Source organism: Algoriphagus sp. 4150, from assembly GCF_031457395.1.
In the GTDB taxonomy this organism is placed as follows: Bacteria; Bacteroidota; Bacteroidia; order Cytophagales; family Cyclobacteriaceae; genus Algoriphagus.
This window is the reverse complement of record NZ_JAVDWS010000011.1, coordinates 138,892-158,314: the sequence shown is the minus strand read 5'-3', so window position 1 is coordinate 158,314 and position 19,423 is coordinate 138,892. Positions and strand designations below refer to the sequence as shown.

Genomic DNA, 19,423 nt, shown 5'->3' with positions numbered 1-19,423 from the left:
TCACAACACCTCCATTGCTTAATCCCATAGTCCTTGGGCTGTGATTTCACTAGTAAAGTACTGATTTGAAAGCAATTCACAACCAATTTACAAATTGGGCGATTTTTGTTTTTGCTGTGATTTCACTAGTAAAGTACTGATTTGAAAGCAATTCACAACCTGGAAGAAGGATATGTCTGCGCATTTTTAGCTGTGATTTCACTAGTAAAGTACTGATTTGAAAGCAATTCACAACCTAAGCGCCTTCAATCTACAGTAAAAAAAGCTGTGATTTCACTAGTAAAGTACTGATTTGAAAGCAATTCACAACTGGAAGCTGGAACTGATTCATAGCCCCAGCGCTGTGATTTCACTAGTAAAGTACTGATTTGAAAGCAATTCACAACCCAAAGCATACATCTTCATTACCTCATAAAGCTGTGATTTCACTAGTAAAGTACTGATTTGAAAGCAATTCACAACTAAACAGAGGTGGAAGTCCCATACACAGTAGCTGTGATTTCACTAGTAAAGTACTGATTTGAAAGCAATTCACAACTGTATATGCCTTGCCAGCACTTCAAACTTGCTGTGATTTCACTAGTAAAGTACTGATTTGAAAGCAATTCACAACCAGTGGTCATCTCTCGTACGATCATCCCTAGCTGTGATTTCACTAGTAAAGTACTGATTTGAAAGCAATTCACAACAAAGACCTATTCCTCTATCCATCAGATCCGCTGTGATTTCACTAGTAAAGTACTGATTTGAAAGCAATTCACAACGCACAAGGCATCGCGAACACGGCTGAAGGTGCTGTGATTTCACTAGTAAAGTACTGATTTGAAAGCAATTCACAACTTTGGGAATCTTTCTTGATACATTCTAGCTGCTGTGATTTCACTAGTAAAGTACTGATTTGAAAGCAATTCACAACGAAAGAGCTTTCGATAAAGGGGGTGAATCGCTGTGATTTCACTAGTAAAGTACTGATTTGAAAGCAATTCACAACATAGCCAATTGGCGATATATCTCGAACTCTGCTGTGATTTCACTAGTAAAGTACTGATTTGAAAGCAATTCACAACAACCTTAACCTCTGAAATCCCTTTAGTAAGCTGTGATTTCACTAGTAAAGTACTGATTTGAAAGCAATTCACAACCTATATTTGAATCATATCGTGGGGTAGAGCGCTGTGATTTCACTAGTAAAGTACTGATTTGAAAGCAATTCACAACATAGGGTGGTGTGCTTTGCGATGGACACCGGCTGTGATTTCACTAGTAAAGTACTGATTTGAAAGCAATTCACAACGGTATTCTATGTTCTCCCCGCCACTCACAGCTGTGATTTCACTAGTAAAGTACTGATTTGAAAGCAATTCACAACAATCAACCTTCATCCCGTCTACACCAAAATGCTGTGATTTCACTAGTAAAGTACTGATTTGAAAGCAATTCACAACTTAGCGGAAACGAACTGTACAAGCTCCTGTGCTGTGATTTCACTAGTAAAGTACTGATTTGAAAGCAATTCACAACCCATAGGGCATATTCCACAATCTTCCTCCTGCTGTGATTTCACTAGTAAAGTACTGATTTGAAAGCAATTCACAACCTTGGGGATGGCTACGATCTCGATATCCTTGCTGTGATTTCACTAGTAAAGTACTGATTTGAAAGCAATTCACAACCGCTTACGCAATGTTTCATAGCTATAATCAGCTGTGATTTCACTAGTAAAGTACTGATTTGAAAGCAATTCACACAGCTTCTGAAAAAATTCATTATTTGCAGCGCCGTCGTGAGCTTTAATCCTTGCATCTGGAAATGGGGTCGGGTTTTCAGAAAAAATCCGACTGATTTTCACATCCACCCGCTTCTCTAGATCCTTCAGTTCACTGCAGATTTCAGCCCAGTTATACATACCGTGAGGGAATTGATTTGCACACTAAGATCTGCTGTTTTTGGCCTAAATGAAAATTGTCAAGCAGGATGTATGATATCCTGTGTCAGATTTTAACTTCAGTTTTACAGCTCAAATCATCAATCTCCTCGCTTTTCACCCCTAAAATGTGGATAACTTTCTGATTTTTCCAAAAAAACACCCTGTATAGGAGGGACGAGCGTTAAAAATCTCTTCAGTAGGACTGAGTGTGAAGGATTAATCCAGTGGATTAATCTAGCGAGGGGCCAGCCTGTAGCGGAGGATTTAGAGAAGTAGCCAGCTTGCGCGCTGGGATGGTATCATTTTTTCCGTTTCTTGCTTAAGCCATATGATTATTGAAATCGAAGATCCCGATAAGCGAAGCGATTCGGGAACAACCAACCTACTTCTTACGCTTAATCTCCATCTGGAGCAGAGCCAAGCGCCTCCTCTTCAAGGAGAGCCTGTCCTGATGCGAAGCGTATCGGGAAGGTCGGGAGGAGGTAGGAAAGCCAATTGCAAATTGATAAGAATATTAGGGTGGAATTACAAATCCCACCCAGTCAAAAAGAGGTGCTGACTACGCCGATAGGGGGCATACCGTCGTAAAGAGCGTCATTCCTATGCTTTACTAACCGCCGCATATGGTATGAACAAATGTTTGAAATTACCGAGCGTAGCTCATGTATGTACGGTGGTGAGAGAGCCTAAATCTGAGCCATTTGACTCTGGCCGGCCTATTTGATGTGCTTATTCTTTTCACGACGACTAGTAACTGATCATATTGTTTTCCAAGTTAGTATCTACATCATAATCTAATCCCAAAACCAATTTTTTCACTGGTTTTTTTGCATTGAATTCTAGATGTATAGATGTGTTTCCTTTAGCCCAACAGCTAATATCTTTTTGAATTACTTCCTGCGTTTCATCTTTATAGATAATAGTTAGATGAACAGGTACAATTGCATCTCCAATTTTGTTAATGACTACTGTATAACTTAACTGGTTATGTTTTACTTCACCGATAGCCAGATCAGGGACATTCTTCTCAAAAAACCAATTCTTCCAAAACCAATTTAAGTCTACCCCAGCCCCTTTATTAAAACAATTAAAAAAATCATAAGGTGTAGGGTGTTTTCCTTTCCATTGATCTATATAAAATTTCAAAGCAGTATTAAACAGGCTGTCACCAAGCATTTCTTTCACATAAAGAAATCCTAGGGCAGGCTTAAGATCTTTATTGGCATACCTGGCCTTGCCATATAATTGAGGGGTAAGGGTGATGATGGGTACATCCTGGTCCATGCCTGCCGTATTATTCACATCGCTCATATCGTATTCAAGAGGATAAGCGACATCAAAAAAAGGATAAAGCAGAAACTCTGTTAAAGTTGCCCAACCTTCATCCATAAAAGAATATTTCGTTTCATTGCTGCCTACATAAAAAGGGAAAATAGAATGAAAAATTTCATGCATGGTAAACATGACTGCATCACTTTCTTCAAACGGGAGATTATTCACCAGCATAGGATATTCCATCGCATCCAATCCTTCAAAAACAGTTATGTGAGCATATGGAAAAGGTACCCCCGGAAATTGATGGGAAATTAGCGAAACAGATGTACGTGCATAATTTACCACCGGCAAGTATGCTACATGATCGGGATTAAAAACGGCATCTACGCGAGTGCGCCTTTTTGAAACAGTGTCAACCACAACACTGGAGGCTTTCCATATATAATGATTGCTGGCAGTAAATGCAAAATCACTTACATTTTCGGCCTCAAATATCCAGGTGTTCCATCCATGTTTTTGCGTTATATTTCCTTTCTGCAGGTCTGGGGTTGTAATGATATCAGTTATCTCATCATTTACAGATGCTTTATGAATGCGTTGTACAAATTCAGGTTCGTACACCGAATCAGGATTTTTCAAATCACCTGTGGCCCAAATTTGGTAATCGTCAGGAACAGTAATTTCCGCTCTGAAATCCCCATAGTCATTATAAAATTCTTCTCTGCCGGTATACGGATAGTCATCCCAGCCATCTATGTCGTCATACACAGCAATGCGTGGGAAAAAGTAAGCAATCACAAAAGCTCCGGAATCCACTTGCCCTGTACGTATAAAAGAATTTTTGTTTAACTCATAAGCATAGGTGATTTCAAACTGAGCTTTTTGTCCCGGCAGTATATAGGCATCCCTAACCGTCATATTGGTACCTCTAATCCTGAAATTTTCCGGAGCCGGTGACTGGTTATTGATTTGTATCGATTGGATTTTCACACCCTGGCTTACATCTTCTGGCGAAACAGGAACTTTACGGACGGCACCTGCCTGATATAAATTCGGAAATAACTTAAAAACAACCTGATGCAGGGTATCCGGGCTATTGTTGGAGTAGTCTATGTTAACCCTGCCCTGAAGTAAGCGGGTGGCAGGATTGAATTTGATCTTAAGATGGTAATCAGCTGCATTTTGCCAGTAATTTTTACCCGGAATGCCGACCTTATCCCTTGTGTCCCCTTCATATGCTGCTTTAAAATTGGTCGGTATGGGTAAACTAGCTTGAGAAAAGCAAAAATGACTAGTAAGAATCAATATGATAGTTAAGTATTTAATTGATATCATTCAATTATTATTTAGCATTTTAGTATTAAAATACACGTATATGAGCAGTATAAAATCGTATCATTAAAAGCATTTACTATTGCTAGGTACCTATCCTTCATTTTTGAATACAATGGCCAAAAGTAAACGTTGGCAACGTGGCACGTTACTAATCGGTGTTTGCCTCCATCAATAAACTGCATTCTTCCTTTTTTAGTGGCTTCCATAACACCGACCAATGTATTCGGATCGCCTTTGCCCCACACCAATGGTGGTCTTACGGCAATGGTTTGAAATTTTTTTGTGCTGGCTTTCAAAACCATATTTTCTGCTTGCAGTTTTGTTCGTGAAATAACTTCATTTTTAAGCAGTCAGCCCGCATTTTCTATAGCCGATATTGAGTGCTTGACTATTTCTAATCGTTTCAATCTGATAAGTTATGCTATTCCCGTTTCAGTTAAATGATTTCTGCGGTGCAAATGGTGAAAGATATGTCTTTGACTTAGACAACTTGCCTAACGCTTTACCCATAGCTCAAAATCACCTTGAAGATGCCCGGTTCTCTCGCTAAGGTGCGAGACAGGCTGTGAAACAACTAAGGTTTTATTCTAGTCCCCGCGGACCGAACAAGACCTTAGTTGTTACAGGCAGTGTTTTGTCAATCATTTAAACAATAGGTGAAGCACCACCGTCTACAGAATAATTAGTACCTGTAATGTATTTTGCTTCCGAAGAAACAAGAAATGCTACAAGGTTAGCAATTTCTTCGGGTTCAGCCATTCTGCCCAATGGAACACCAACTTTGTCCATTACCGCTTTAAATGCTTCGTCCACCGTGGTATTTGAGGACTTTGCTATATTCTCAATAAATTCCAACATTAACGGTGTCTTGACCACGCCTGGTGAAACTACGTTTACACGTATTCCTTTTAAGCCAACTTCGCTGGCCAATGCTTTGCTATAAACATTCAATGCTGCTTTTGCCGATGAATAAGACATTGTCATTTCCCAAATAGGTCGTTTTGCAGCACCTGTCGAGATGTTGATGATTGTGCCGTGTTTTTGTGTAATCATTGAAGGCAATAATGCTTTGTTGATACGGACGACGGACAAAAAATTCATTTGCCAATCGTTATTCCAATTTTCATCCGAAAGAGTGCTGAAGCCTCCTCCAGGACTTAAATTAGCACCCGCGTTATTCACGACAATGTCTATTCTGTTATATTTTTCTAAAATTTGTTTAGCAATGATTTCCGCACTTTCGGGTTGAACAAGGTCTGCTTTAATGAAAAAATGTTCACTTGCCTTGTCTTTTGGTTCGTTGCGTGCAGTTACAACTACCTGAGCACCTGCATTACTTAATTTATCTGCTATGGCTTTACCAATGCCTTTTGTTCCGCCTGTTACCAAGGCAACCTGTCCTTTTAATGAAATGTTCATAATATTTGTATTAAAAATGAACTGCAAAGGTTGTCTGTCTAAAAACAATAGCAGTTGCCATTTGGCAAAAAAAGCACTAGTGAATATTTTTTCTTATTCGACTTAATGAAAATCTTGTAATGCCTAAGTAAGAAGCAATATAAGCTTGTGGAACACGGTTAACTAGTGTTGGGAATTTTTCCATGAATGACAAGTAGCGTGTAACAGCATCTTCCGAAACTAATGCGGTTCTTCTTTCTAAGTGTATCTGAAATGCTTTTTGAACTGCTCTGCTTACAATTTTGTCCCAACCAATAATTGCATTGTAAAGTTCTTCCCAATCCCGTTTAGAAAACACAATAAGTTTACAGTCGGTAACAGCCTGCAAATAATCGGAAGACACAAGGTTGGCATCAAAATTTTCGTAATCTACAACCAACCGATTTTCGTCAATAAAATACTTAGTGATTTCTTCGCCCTCGTTGCCGTAACAGCAAATGCGAATAATGCCTTTAACAACAAAGCCAACTTGTGTTGGGATTTTTCCAGCTTCCGAAAAGTACTCGTTTTTCCGAAGTTCTAATTCTGTTGCTTTGCTTGCAATGAGGTCTATTTGCTGTTTATTCAAGTTGCCAAACTGTAAAATATATTCAATCAATTCTTTCATTGTCGCAAAATTAGCAATAGTTGTTTGTCGTTGTTGAAAAGTGTCTGTCTTGTCAAATCGCTACAGTGGGCGTAAGGTTGTTCGGTCGTCCAATATTGACTGTAACGGCTCGAATATGCGTAGTGCAGGAATTCAAGGCACTTCACTTCAAACTGTTGCAATGTTTATTGAACTCAAAAACATCTGCCAGGTCGAGCATTCAAGACACAGATCTTTTGAGAACTTTATAACCAACCTTATAGCAGGTTTAATTGCTTACTCCTTCTTCCCTAAAAAGCCCGCAATCAAGTACCAACCGGTCCTAACAAACCAATTAGCCGTTTTATAAAATCGAACTCCGGTTAGTAAAGTACTGATTTATTCACTTGTTGGTTTGTGTAATAAGGCGTTCATGAATCTCCCTTTGGTCGATTTGAGCGCAATTCGCAACTTCGCGTTTTTTAGTATTACCTCAAGTGGGGTTTTGCGGTTTTAGAGGACAGTGATCGCCTACTCCAAGTACTTAATCACCTTGGCGGGATTTCCTCCAATTACTACATCGGAAGGAAAATCTTTCGTCACTACCGCACCTGCTGCGACCACTGTCCGTTCTCCTATACTTACTCCCGGGCAAAGCACCGCAGATCCTCCTATCCACACGTCTGAACCTATGGTAATGGGTTTCCCATATTCCCACTGCTGACCTCTACTTACAGGATCGAGTGGGTGGGTGGCGGAATAGAACTGCACATTCGGACCTACAAATACCCGGTCACCAAGTGTCACTTTGCATACATCCAGCACTACGCAGTTGAAGTTGAAGAACACATCGTCCCCAACTTCAATGTTTGACCCATAGTCACAATAAAAAGGGGGTTCCACCCATAGATTTTCCCCGGCTTTACCGAAAAGTTTTTTGAACAGAGAAATCCTGTATTCCGGATCCTCGGGATCTGAATCATTGATGGTCTTCAATAGCTTCCTGGTCTCTAAGCGCTCTGCTGCCAATTCCGGATCACCGGCTTGGTAGAGTTCGCCTGCTAACATTTTCTCTTTTTCGGTCATTTTTTCTTTTGACTGTAAAGTAATCCTTCTTCTACACCTCTGATTTCAGCCAACCCTTTTAATCTGCCTATTGCGGAGTATCCGGGGTTCGTTTTTTTACTCAGATCGTCTAGCATCAGGTGCCCATGATCCGGTCGCATAGGAAGGCTTTTGCCCCGCTTCTGTTGTACTTGTATGATTTCATCAATTACTGCCACCATTGGCACATTTCCTTCCAGATGATTATCCTCAAAGAAATTTCCGGCTTCATCCCGTTTGGTACTTCTTAAGTGGATAAAATGAATGTGATCACCAAATTCTCTGACCATAGCAGGAAGATCGTTGTCAGCTCTTACCCCAAAAGACCCGGTGCAGAAGGTAAGTCCATTGTAAGGACTGGGCTGATCTCTCAGAATTCTTCTGGCATCTTCTGCCGTGCTCATGATTCTCGGGAGCCCGAATAGGGAAAAAGGAGGATCATCCGGATGGATAGCTACGCAAACGCCGTTTTCTTCTGCTACCGGAACGATCGCATCCAAAAATAACCTCAAATGCTCAGCCAGCTTGCCTGCATCGATTCCGTCATAGGTTGCCAGCATGGCTTTAAATTCGTCCATGGTATAGCCTATCTCAGATCCGGGAAGCCCTTTTAGGATATTGTCTATGATCATTTGATGCTTGGCGGGACTGAGAGCTTCGTAGTAAGCTTTGACTTCTTCGTATTCCTCCTTGGAGTATTCAGATTCAGACCCCGGTCTTTTTAGGATAAAAAGATCAAATGCCTGAACAGCTTTTTTCTCAAACAGCAATGCTTTTACACCGTTTGGAAGCTCATACTCCAAGTCTGTTCTAGTCCAGTCAAGGATAGGCATGAAATTATAACATACCGTGTAGATGCCTTCTGCAGCAAGATTTCGAATAGTCTCTTTATAGTTTTCAATTACTTCAAGGTAATTTCCAGACCGGGTTTTTATGACTTCATGTACGGGAACAGACTCTACTACCGACCAAGTCAGACCGGCGGCTTCGATAGTGTTTTTACGTTCCTTTATCTGCTCACGTGACCATATTTCTCCGTTGGGAATATGATGAAGAGCCGTTACGATGCCGGTTGCCCCTGATTGGAGAATATCTCTTAAGCTAACAGGGTCATTTGGTCCATACCAACGCATGGTTTGCTCCATTTTATAGGTCATAGTATTTTGAGTTTAAGATTAGCCAATTTGAAATTTGAGATTTCAACTATTAAATTTTTTACACACCTGAATAAGCTCCGAATCCACCGTCCACCGCGACAATAGTTCCTGTCACAAACTCAGATGCATCTGAGCAGAGCCAGTGTAGTGCTCCGTTTAAATCTTCCGGTTTGCCAAATCTGTGCATCGGCGTATGGTTGATTATCTGATTTCCCCTGCCGGTAAGACTTCCGTCAGATTCTGTCAGGAGCGTTCTGTTTTGCTCGGTAAGGAAAAACCCCGGCGCAATGGCATTTACTCTATATTCAGGGCCGTGTTTGGCGCAGAGTTCCACTGATAGGAATTTGGTGAGATTGTCGATCGCAGCTTTGGCCGAAGCATAGCCCATCACCCTGGTCATCGGCCGTGAAGCAGCCATGGAGCTGATGTTGATGATATTTCCCTTGCCATTTTTCAGCATAAGGGGGAAAAGAATCTTGGAAGGAATAGCTGTCCCCAGATAATTCAGATCCATCACTTTTCGTAAGGCATCCAGCTCCAAATCTTTCAATGTTTTGTCCGGTGTGATTACAGCTCCCTGCATATTGCCCCCTGCAGCATTGATAAGAATATCAATGTAGCCATGGTCATTTTCCAGTTCGGTATAGACTCCCTGAATGCTGGCTTCATCCGTGACATCACAGATATAACCGACTGCTTTGCCGCCAGCCTCTGTGATAGTATTGACCAAGTCTTGCACTTTGTCCGGAGTACGTCCCAAGATCAGGACTTCCGCCCCTTCATTTGCCAGATATAAACTCAAGGATTTGCCCAGAACTCCGGTGGCTCCTGAAAATGCTATTTTTTTTCCTTTGAGAGAGAATAGTGAATTACCCATGATCAAACTTGAATATTTTTAGGATTGAAGTCAAAATACTCTTTTGCGTTGTTGTAGCAGATATCAGAGATGATACCTCCCAGCCATTTTTCGTCCCAAGGGAGTTCGCCATTGGCTACATCCAGTCCGAAAAGATTGCAAAGTACACGGCGGAAATACTCATGACGCGGAAAAGAGAGAAAACTTCGGGAATCGGTAAGCATACCTATAAAGCAACTGACAAGACCCATATTCGAAAGTGTGTTGATTTGCTTCTCCATTCCATCCTTCTGATCCAGATACCACCAGCCTGATCCAAACTGGATCTTACCTTTCACCGATCCGTCATTATAATTGCCGATCATCGTTGCAAAAACTTCATTGTCGCGGGGATTTAGGTTGTATATCACTGTTTTAGCAAGCTGGTCATCTGCATTGAGGGCGTTGAAAAAACCGGACATAGCCTTTGCCTGATCAAAATCACCGATGGAATCATAACCGGTGTCCGGACCTAGTATTCTTAGAGAACGCTCATTGGTGTTTCTGAGCGCACCCAGATGAAATTGTTGTACCCATCCTTTTGCATGATACATTTTACTTAAGGCTAGGAGGGTAGTGTACTTGAAGAAATTCACCTCTTCTTGGGAGAGTTCCTTTCCTGAAGTGATTTGTGCAAAAATGGCATCAATGGAAAATGCATTTTCCTTGAAGAAATAGAGTTGCTCCAGCCCATGGTCTGAAAGTCTGCAGCCGCGCTCATGGAAGTAATCTATTCTTTTGCCCATCGCCTCCAATAGTTTCTCGTATGAGGTGATCTCAAAACCGGCACTTTCTCCCAAACTTGAGATATAAGCGTTGTAGCCAGCAGGATTTTCTACGGCGTAGGATTTATCGGGACGGAATGCCGGATACATGCCTAAGTCTTTGCCTTTTTTGTGAAAGGATACATGCTGATCCAAGGAATCTATGGGATCATCGGTAGAGCAAACTACTTCCACTTTCATTTTGGCTAAAAGCCCCTGAGTAGAATAGCAATCTTGCTCCAGAATGGTATTGAACTGTTTGTAAACCTCGGAGGCATTAGTCTCTGAGAGTAGCTCATCAAATCCAAAGTATCGTTTTAGTTCCAGATGAGACCAGTGATAAAGCGGGTTTCTAAGTGTATAGGGAAGTGTTTTCGCCCAATTTTTAAATTTATCCCCGTCAGAGCCATTTCCTGTAATGAACTTTTCATCGATACCATAGGTCCGCATCGCCCTCCATTTGTAGTGGTCACCGGCAAGCCAGATTTTGGAAATGTTTTCAAATTTTTTATTGGCATTTATCTCGGCAGGCGGGAGGTGATTGTGGTAATCTATAATGGGTAAGTCCTTGGCATACTGATGATAAAGAATTTTTGCAAAATCACTTTGCAATAGAAAATCGTCAGATAAGAATGACGCCTTCGTTGTTGAGTAGGGCATTGGTTATTTAGGCTAAATTTCTACAACTTATTATTGACCTAAAAATACCCTGAATCAACTGTATTTAAGTAATAAAATGCGGAAACGATTTCGAAATTATGTAGATGGTATTGGATTAATACGCTCAATGATTTGTAATTTGTGCACGATAAATAACCCGATTAACCCTTCATACCATGGCCTCAGGAATTAGTTTGAAAGAATTGGCCGCAGAATTAAAACTCGCGCCTTCTACCGTCTCAAGAGCTTTAAACGATAGTTACGAAATCTCAGAAGCCACTAAGAAAAAGGTAATTAGCATGGCTGAGAAGCTGAACTACCATGCGAATCCATTTGCACGCAGTTTGCGCGAAAATAAGAGTAAAACCATTGCTGTGATTATACCTGAGCGGATCAATAACTTTTTTGCTCAAGTCATGGATGGGATTGAAGAAATTGCACAGGAACAAGGTTATCATCTGCTCATTTACAATACTCATGAAGATCTGGAGCGGGAGCGTAAAATTGTGAATCTTCTTCTAAATGGAAGGGCCGACGCCATAGTGATGTCGGTGACCAGTCAGACCAGCGATATATCGCATTTACAAAAACTGCACGACCGTGGTCTTCCTATTATATTCTTCGACAGGATCAGAGCTGAAATCCCTACCACCAAATTTATCACAAATGACTACGAAAGTGCTTACGAAGGCACAAAACATCTGATCCAGCAGGGCTGCAAAAAGATTGCCTTGTTTACATTGTGCAAAGATTTGTCCATCAGCCAAGAAAGAAAGCGGGGATACAATGATGCTATTCTAAGCGAAGGCTGGGAGCCGGATCCTGCTTTGACACTTTATTGCACTCATGATGAGGAGAAAAATGTGAAATTGATCGAAGAGCTGCTTCTGTCCCCTGATCGTCCCGACGGAGTGTTGACCTCGGTAGAGAAATTGGCGTTTGCGACATATCAGGCTGTAAAAACGACAAAATTGAGAATACCCTCAGACTTGAAGTTGATCAGTTTTTCCAATTCCGCTATTGCAGGTTTGCTGAACCCATCCCTTACTACGATAACTCAACCTGCCGTAACTATTGGAAATGAATGTGCAAAATTGCTTATCCGGAAATTGACCAAGCCGAAGCACTATGAGCTTATAGATCAGGTCATCACCATCCCGTCTAAGATTACGGTCAGGGAATCGACGGTTTCTTTGTAATTAGCATCTTCGGTTACCCGTCATCGCGATCCGCCTGAGGCGGAGAAGCGATCTCATTGTATTTACGAAATGCGAATGAGGATTTACGGGATCAACGGAAAATGAAGATTTATCCTAAGAAGTCGACTCAACCAGTTATTTAGTGAAAACCGAAGGATCAGCTAAATGTACCTAGATTCAATAATGCCGTAAATCGTACTTCGTAAATCCAGAATCAGAAAAGATTGCCGCGTCAAAACCAATTCCCTTTGGTCATTGGTTTTTCCTCGCAATGACGGACAAAGCAATCTCATTGTATTTGAGAAGTACGAATGACGATTACGGGATCAACGGAAAGTGAAGATTTACTCTAAGAAGGTAACTCAACTAGTTATTTAGATAATACCAAGGGATCAGATTAATGTGCCAAGATTCACTAATGCCGTAAATCGTACTTCGTAAATCCAAAATCAGAAAGGATTGCCGCGTCAAAACCAACTCCCTTCGGTCATTGGTTTTTCCTTGCAATGACGAAAAAAAACTGCTCCGATATACTCAGAGCAGTTTTTAGTTTTATACAGATTGAATTTTAATACCCCGGATTCTGAGGAAATGCACTTGCGGTGCCTTCCGCACGGTCTATCTGATTCTGAGGGATTGGCCTTAGGTTATGGAATTCCTGAATACCCGCAGCTCCCTGAGGGTTGTGGGCTTTAACCCGCTCTACCAATATTCCCCAACGCTTCAGATCAAGCCATCTCGTTTGTTCTCCAATAAGTTCTCTCGCTCTTTCTTCAGTGATAAACTCGAAGGTCAAATCAGAACTGGAGATTTCCATTTCTGCTTCCTTGCCCGGAAATGCGGCTCTTCTTCTTACAACGTTGATATTTTCAGTCGCTTCGCTGATTTTTCCCTGACGAAACTGAGCCTCAGCAAGTAGGAGGTAGGTATCTGCCAATCTCATTGCGATATAATCCCTTCCTCCTTCAAATTGGGTACGGTCTACACGCCCCGGATCCATATGTTTTTTCATTGGGGGGAAAACTCTTTCTGTGTAAAGCTCCGGAGTAAGTACCTGATAGGGGTATTTAGCTCTTTCTGCCACAGACATATTGTAGCCCGGAAGCCAAATGGTTGTATCTCCCTGAGCAAAAGTTACGGTTTCTTTAGACTTATCAAAGGTGGTATTATACTCGCCCGGTCTATTGGATAAAAAGTGATCCACATAGGTGTTTTTATATCTTGAATCATTGACTCTATCAGCAAAAATAGTGTTCAACGTATAATCCGTAGATTTATAACGTTTGAACGGACGTCCGTTTTCCGTATCCCGCTGCATTCCAGGCTGTACATCGTATTCCATCAGGAAAAATACATGGGCATTGTTTCCTTCATTTAAGACGGGATTGGCTTCTGTATTTTGCTGCTGGTTATTAAGGGGATCTCGGGTATATTGCACAGACCAAATTACCTCGTCATTTATTTCATTTCCAAAAGCATGTACATCACCGAAATCAGGCAACAAAATAATTCCGTAATTGTTGATTACGCTTTGTAGCAATGGCTCTGCTTTGGCATAATCTGTCGCTTCACCGGCTTCTGAGGTAGCTTTGGTAATATAGACTCTCCCCAGCAGATGCTCTGCCGCAGCTCGGGTGGCCCTACCATAATTATCTGATTTTGCCTTAGCTTCCAAACTTGGAATAGCTTCTTCCAAATCCTGAATAATAGCCGCGTAAACAGCCGAGACTGATGAACGGGTTACTACTTTGGTAGGGAGAATAGTCTCTTCAAGCTGTAGATCCACTGCTCCAAAAAGCTGGACCAAAATGAAATAGTGATGGGCTCTGATGAATTTCGCTTCTGCTACTCTCTGTAAGACGACTTCCTCCGAAAGTCCGGTAACGTTTGGAGCCCTCTCAATTACAGCATTACAGGTGTTTATTCCTCTGTAGAACTCATCCCACACTTCACGTACATGTCCATTTTGGGAATCAAATTGATTGGTATAGAAATTCATAAATTTCCATGAGCCATCTGCACCGTTGGTAAAGATATCAGTTCCGAAAGTAGTAAGATTATTGCCTCGCTCGGATCCGTACCATGCTCTCATAGAGCTGTAGGCAGCATTGATTCCATCGTTAAGGCCTTTTGGCGTATTGAGGTAATCATTACCGATTTGGGAGACTACGTCTTCTTGTAGAAACCCATCACAGGAGGCCATTGCCGAAAGTCCCAGAATAAGGGCTGTGGATTTTGCCCAATAATTTATAGATATAGCTAATTTTTTCATTGCCGATTAGAATTTTGCATTGATACCAAATGTAAAAGAAGTGACAGCAGGAGCGACATTTGCACCTACCGCACCTGGATCTAGCCCTTGCTCACCATCCAGAAATACCTCTGGATCAATACCTTTATGCTTTGAACGATACTTGGCGAAGATAAATGGTTGCTGTATGCTGCTGTATACTCTCAAGCTAGTCATACCGATTCGTTTTGCAGCTTCTGGAGTGAAGTTGTAACCGAAATTAATATTCCTCACCTTAATAAAAGATGCATCAAAATACTCCATAGAGCTGGCATATTTTGCACTTTCCTGATTTACATTTGGTCTAGGATAGTCGTTCGAAGGGTTGTTCGGTGTCCAGTAGTTTACATCTAAGTTATTATATCTACCTGCCAAGGAGTTATTGCCTGTATGAAACTGTGATCGTAACATGGATCCTAACCTACCGAAGATAAAGAAGGAGAAATCAAAACCTTTGTAGCTAAATCTATTGGTTATACCCAGTGAGAAGTCAGCTACTGCAGATCCCAAAAATTGTCTGTCTTCAGAATTGATCACTCCGTCACCATTGAAATCTTCAATTTTGATCTCACCGGGGACACTTCCATAAGAGGCAGCTTCATCGATTTCGTCCAGCTGCCAGATTCCTATTTTCTTTAGATCAAAGAAAACTGACAATGGCTGACCTATAAATCTGCCCGCACCTATATCATCTCCGTTCGGTAAGGAAATGATTTCCTCGGTGTTTTTGGTGAATATCAAGTCTGTGGACCAGGTGAAATCTCCCTTTTCTATATTAAGCGTGGAGAGACTAAGTTCTATACCACGATTTTGTGTCTCACCAATATTGGTGATATATCCTTGAAACCCTGTGGAACCGGGTAGTGGCTGTGGCGCTAGCAAATCCGTGGTATTGGTGATATAGTATTCAAAAGATCCGAAAACCCGGCTATTCCAAATTGCGAAATCCAATCCTGCATTGAAGGAGGTGGATGTTTCCCATCTCAAGTCAGGGTTACCGATAGACCTTGGACGATATCCAAAAGCACCACTGTTATCATACGCATAGTTTGTTCTGCCCAGGAGCGCTTGTGTCTGGTAGGGGTTGATAGCCTGGTTACCGATTGACCCATAAGACACCCTCATTTTTAACTGATCTATAGCTGAAGAATTCTGCATAAAGTTCTCTGAGCGGATATTCCAGCCCAGTGCTACTGATGGGAAGTATGCAAAGCGATTGTTTGCACCGAATTTTGAGCTTCCATCCGCTCTCATGGTAGCGGTAAATAAGTATTTGTTTTTGTAGTCATAGTTTAACCTTCCCATAAAAGACATAAGACCCCACTCTATCATGTCAGTATCGGCACGGGTGATTTGTGAAGCATCGCCTAATCTGTGGTAGAGTTGGGTTTCATCGGGAATCCCCAATACACTAATTCTCGCTTGTTCAAACCTGTCTTTTTGTATGGATTGCAGTGCAGTGAAATTCAGATTATGCACTTGGTTAAATGACTTGGTATAATTCAGGATGTTTTCCACCGTATAATTAAAGGTGAATCTATCTTCGATACTTCCTGTGGCGTCACCCCCACGGCGGGCATTGGTCTGTGAACCGGTAAATCTTCCATTTTTACTGATGGTAATATCAGGGCCAAAAACAAATCTATAGGTCAAGCCAGGAATAATATCATAGTTGGCAAAGATGCTGTTGAAGATTCTGTAGTTTTTGGTGAGGTCTACTTGGGCACCGGGTACTACTTCAGCATACGGGTTGGTTCTCAGTCCATCAGAAGTAGGAAGGAAAATCAAGTTGCCATCCTCATCGTAAGGCTTGCCCAATGGATTTTCGGCCAGTGCCCCGCCAAGCGGGTTGAAGTTTTCACCGTTACGCTCGCTGAATGAAACCAAAGTAGAAGTTCCAAATTTGATTTTCTTATTGATTTGGTGATCAATATTTGCACGGAAAGTGTAACGCGTAAAATCCTGATTGATAATCACTCCTTTATCCTTGAAGAAGTTGCCGGATACAAAGAAGGTAGTTTTGTCACTGCCGCCACTTACACCTATTTGATGACTTTGGATAGCGCCGCCTCTCAATAATCCTCCTACATAATCTGTGCTTCTGCCGGTAGCAATACCGTCTAATTCAATTGGCTCGAAGATTGATTCATCTGCAGCCTGTGTAGCCGGGCCTTCCGGATACTCTCCACTGGCTCTTCTAGACTCTCTTTTATATTCAGCAAACTCAGCACCATTCATGACATCAATTTTTCCCAACTCTTTATTTATACCATAATAGGAGTCAAAGGAAACGACTGTTTTGCCTACGGTTCCTCTTTTGGTTGTGATAAGTACTACACCATTTGCTCCTCTGGATCCATAGATAGCTGTGGCTGATGCATCCTTCAGTACTTCCATGGAAGTGATATCCTGCGGATTGATATCATTTATTCCTCCTGTTATCGGAATTCCATCAATTACATAAAGCGGTTCGTTGGAGGCATTAAAAGATCTTCTACCTCTGATCCGTACTTGGGGTGCTGAGCCCGGCTTGGAACCCGGCTGAGTTACATCCACACCGGCAGCTCGACCCTGCAGTGCCTGTCTTGCATCAGTGATCGGCAATTCTTGGATTTCTTTTGATCCTACAGATGAAATGGCCCCTGTAAGCTGACTCTTCTTGGCTGTACCATATCCTATTACGACTACTTCCTCCAGATCATCCAAATCCGGAACCAAATTGATATCGATAACCGATTGGTTTCCTACCGCTATTTCGATTGGAGAATAACCAATAAAGGAGATGACAAGAGTACCGTTAGCCGGACTTGAGATACTGTATTTTCCGTCCAAATCGGAGGTGGTTCCTACTGTAGAGCCTTTAAGTAGGATGGTGGCACCGGGTAAAGGCTGGCCAGTTTCGTCGTAAACTGTACCTCTCACTTGTGATTCCTGTGCCCAGCTGTACGTGACGCTGAGCAGCAAAAATAGCACTACCCGCAGATGCGTGTAAATTTTTGATTGCATAGTAAAATGGGTTTGTTGTTAATAATATTGCTTTCAAAGCGAGTGGAAAACGAGACTTCTTACTATAAGAATGCAGGCTCCTACGCTATGATGAAGTCAAGTTAGCTTGTTTAAACACTATTTTCAAGAGGATAAGCGGTAGAGTTACGCAATCGATTGCGTTGGCGTTGCGCAGAGAAAATGCACGGTACTTCTAGTTGGCTTAGTATGAAAGTATGGTATATAGCCATACTTAATTGAGGATGGCTAAAAACTTCATTTAGTCTAAAAAAAACACCTGCTTAAATATAAATAAACAGGTGTTGTCAATAGGACTGGATTTTACTTACATTTCTTCGATTCCCGGCATGTTTTATAGCTTGTCGTTCAAACTGAAGATGGAGGTAGCTACTTTAGTGTCTTGATTTTTATGTTTTTGAAGCTTACTTCATCGCCATGATCCTGGAGAAGAATATGTCCTTCAGCGGCTTCGCCAAAATTGTCCCAAGTGGCATATTTACTGATCGCAACCAAATCCCGGTATTCCTTAGAACCTCTTTCATATTCTACTACTTTCACACCGTTGAGGTAATGAGCCACTTTATTGTCAGGAGTTACCACTACGCGGCCTTTGTTCCATTCTCCCACAGGTTTGATAAATCTACCGTTTTTATCAGCTTTGATTAGGTCGTACAGAGATGCCATCGTACGATTGCCATCTCTTCCCATTTTTGCATCGGGATGCTTATCATCATCCAATACCTGGTATTCAAGTCCTATCGCAGAGCCTTTATTGCCCTCGGTAAGAGTCACAAAATATTTCACACCGGAATTGGCTCCTTCTGTAAGCCTGAACTCAAATGCCAAGTCAAAAGCAGAAAATTTCTCCTTGGTTACTATATCTCCGGCATTGGTAGATTCCCCACCGTCTGATGCAGCAATAGTCAAAATACCATCATTGACAGACCAGCCTGATTCCGGAAATGTTTCCTTATAGGCACCTTTCCAGCCATCAGAATTCTGACCGTTAAAAAGCAGTCTCCATCCCTTGTTTTTCTCGTAATCTGTGAGGGAGTTCAAGCTATTGTTTACCACAAAAATATCCTTGTTGAAATCCTTAGGTTTAAGGTTTTCTGTTTGGATTTTTACGTTTTTGAATGAAGTCTTTCTTCCGGCGTCTTCCGGCTTCTGAATGCTATGAACCTGCAAGCCGATAAAGCCTGTTTTGTCCATATCATCGACTACATAAGCTACTTCCTGACCATTTATCCATGTTTTTATTTCATTGCCTATAGCCTCTATTCTGTAATGGTTGAATTCATCCATTTTGAAAGCGGATTTGGCTTCGGGATTCAGGTCAAGTGGGTATAGCCAGCCTCTTCTTGCTTCATCATACACTCCGCCTGACCACGCCCTTTCGGAAGGATCAGCTTCGATCTGATAACCAAAAACCAAACCTTGACCGTCTCTGCCAGCCGGGTCGTATTGCCCTCTGGCCATTACTCCGGAATTGCTGGATAGATGACTGATCTTAAGATCCAGTTCCAGGATAAAATCCCCGTAAGTTTCTTCAGTGATCAGAAATGTGTTGGGAGATCCGGCCACAGCTGTTCCTTCTATAGTTCCGTCTACCACTTCAAATGTGGCAGTTCCTGCTACAGATTTCCAGCCTTCAAGGTCTTTGCCATTGAATAGATCTGTCCAGCCATCTTCTGTCTTTTGCTCTCCGGCACAGCTTACCAGCGCCAGTGAAGTAATAATGGCAGCTAGTATGTTTCGGGTGTATTTCATAAAATTGAGGTATTGTTT

General features: G+C 41.7%; 12 protein-coding genes, 1 pseudogene and 1 CRISPR repeat array (1 of these 14 cut by a window edge). Of the genes and pseudogenes, 2 read left to right on the top strand and 11 right to left on the bottom strand.

The annotated features are described in order from the left end of the window. A CRISPR array of direct repeats spans positions 1-1,749; the repeat unit is 46 nt; unit sequence GCTGTGATTTCACTAGTAAAGTACTGATTTGAAAGCAATTCACAAC (it extends 191 nt beyond the left edge of the window). A gap of 925 nt (positions 1,750-2,674) precedes the next feature. The 4 genes from J2X69_RS15025 to J2X69_RS15015 form a co-directional block, all read right to left on the bottom strand. Next, positions 2,675-4,120 (bottom strand): peptidase, encoded by a 1,446-nt coding sequence (locus J2X69_RS15025; protein ID WP_310104890.1) that lies wholly within the window; start codon positions 4,118-4,120, stop codon positions 2,675-2,677. Positions 4,121-4,548: 428 nt separating this feature from the next. Continuing rightward, on the bottom strand, positions 4,549-4,869 hold the full coding sequence (locus J2X69_RS24860) for a hypothetical protein (protein ID WP_409014425.1): 321 nt from the start codon (positions 4,867-4,869) through the stop codon (positions 4,549-4,551). 313 nt (positions 4,870-5,182) lie between these two features. Beyond that, on the bottom strand, positions 5,183-5,956 hold the full coding sequence (locus J2X69_RS15020) for an SDR family oxidoreductase (protein WP_310104887.1): 774 nt from the start codon (positions 5,954-5,956) through the stop codon (positions 5,183-5,185). Positions 5,957-6,032: 76 nt separating this feature from the next. Next, positions 6,033-6,602 (bottom strand): Crp/Fnr family transcriptional regulator, encoded by a 570-nt coding sequence (locus J2X69_RS15015; protein ID WP_310104884.1) that lies wholly within the window; start codon positions 6,600-6,602, stop codon positions 6,033-6,035. A 169-nt stretch (positions 6,603-6,771) separates the two neighbouring features. Between J2X69_RS15015 and J2X69_RS15010 the strand changes: the two are divergent. After that, positions 6,772-6,930 (top strand): annotated as a pseudogene (locus J2X69_RS15010) (IS982 family transposase); the annotation flags it as partial. 161 nt (positions 6,931-7,091) lie between these two features. On the opposite strand, the gene J2X69_RS15005 reads toward J2X69_RS15010, so the two are convergent. Genes J2X69_RS15005 through uxaC form a run of 4 tightly spaced genes read right to left on the bottom strand, consistent with a single transcriptional unit; the run spans position 7,092 to position 11,140 of the window. Next, complete coding sequence (locus J2X69_RS15005) at positions 7,092-7,646, bottom strand: sugar O-acetyltransferase (RefSeq protein WP_310104881.1); 555 nt, start codon at positions 7,644-7,646, stop codon at positions 7,092-7,094. After that, positions 7,643-8,821 (bottom strand): mannonate dehydratase, encoded by a 1,179-nt coding sequence (gene uxuA, locus J2X69_RS15000; protein ID WP_310104879.1) that lies wholly within the window; start codon positions 8,819-8,821, stop codon positions 7,643-7,645. Before uxuA ends, J2X69_RS15005 begins: the two co-directional genes overlap by 4 nt. A gap of 58 nt (positions 8,822-8,879) precedes the next feature. After that, entirely contained in the window at positions 8,880-9,698 is an 819-nt protein-coding gene (locus tag J2X69_RS14995) for an SDR family oxidoreductase (protein ID WP_310104876.1), read from the bottom strand. A gap of 2 nt (positions 9,699-9,700) precedes the next feature. Continuing rightward, positions 9,701-11,140 (bottom strand): glucuronate isomerase, encoded by a 1,440-nt coding sequence (gene uxaC / locus J2X69_RS14990; RefSeq protein WP_310104873.1) that lies wholly within the window; start codon positions 11,138-11,140, stop codon positions 9,701-9,703. 176 nt (positions 11,141-11,316) lie between these two features. Here uxaC and J2X69_RS14985 point away from each other — a divergent pair, with 176 nt between their 5' ends. Further along, positions 11,317-12,339, top strand: coding sequence for a LacI family DNA-binding transcriptional regulator (locus tag J2X69_RS14985; protein ID WP_310104870.1), 1,023 nt, complete (start codon positions 11,317-11,319; stop codon positions 12,337-12,339). 568 nt (positions 12,340-12,907) lie between these two features. Here the strand turns inward: J2X69_RS14985 and J2X69_RS14980 are convergent. The 3 genes from J2X69_RS14980 to J2X69_RS14970 form a co-directional block, all read right to left on the bottom strand. Beyond that, the gene (locus tag J2X69_RS14980; RefSeq protein WP_310104867.1) at positions 12,908-14,611 is read right to left on the bottom strand and encodes a RagB/SusD family nutrient uptake outer membrane protein; all 1,704 of its coding nucleotides are present in this window, start codon (positions 14,609-14,611) and stop codon (positions 12,908-12,910) included. A gap of 6 nt (positions 14,612-14,617) precedes the next feature. Further along, complete coding sequence (locus tag J2X69_RS14975) at positions 14,618-17,635, bottom strand: TonB-dependent receptor (RefSeq protein WP_310104864.1); 3,018 nt, start codon at positions 17,633-17,635, stop codon at positions 14,618-14,620. A gap of 387 nt (positions 17,636-18,022) precedes the next feature. Next, on the bottom strand, positions 18,023-19,405 hold the full coding sequence (locus tag J2X69_RS14970) for a DUF1080 domain-containing protein (RefSeq protein ID WP_310104860.1): 1,383 nt from the start codon (positions 19,403-19,405) through the stop codon (positions 18,023-18,025). Positions 19,406-19,423 lie beyond the last annotated feature (18 nt).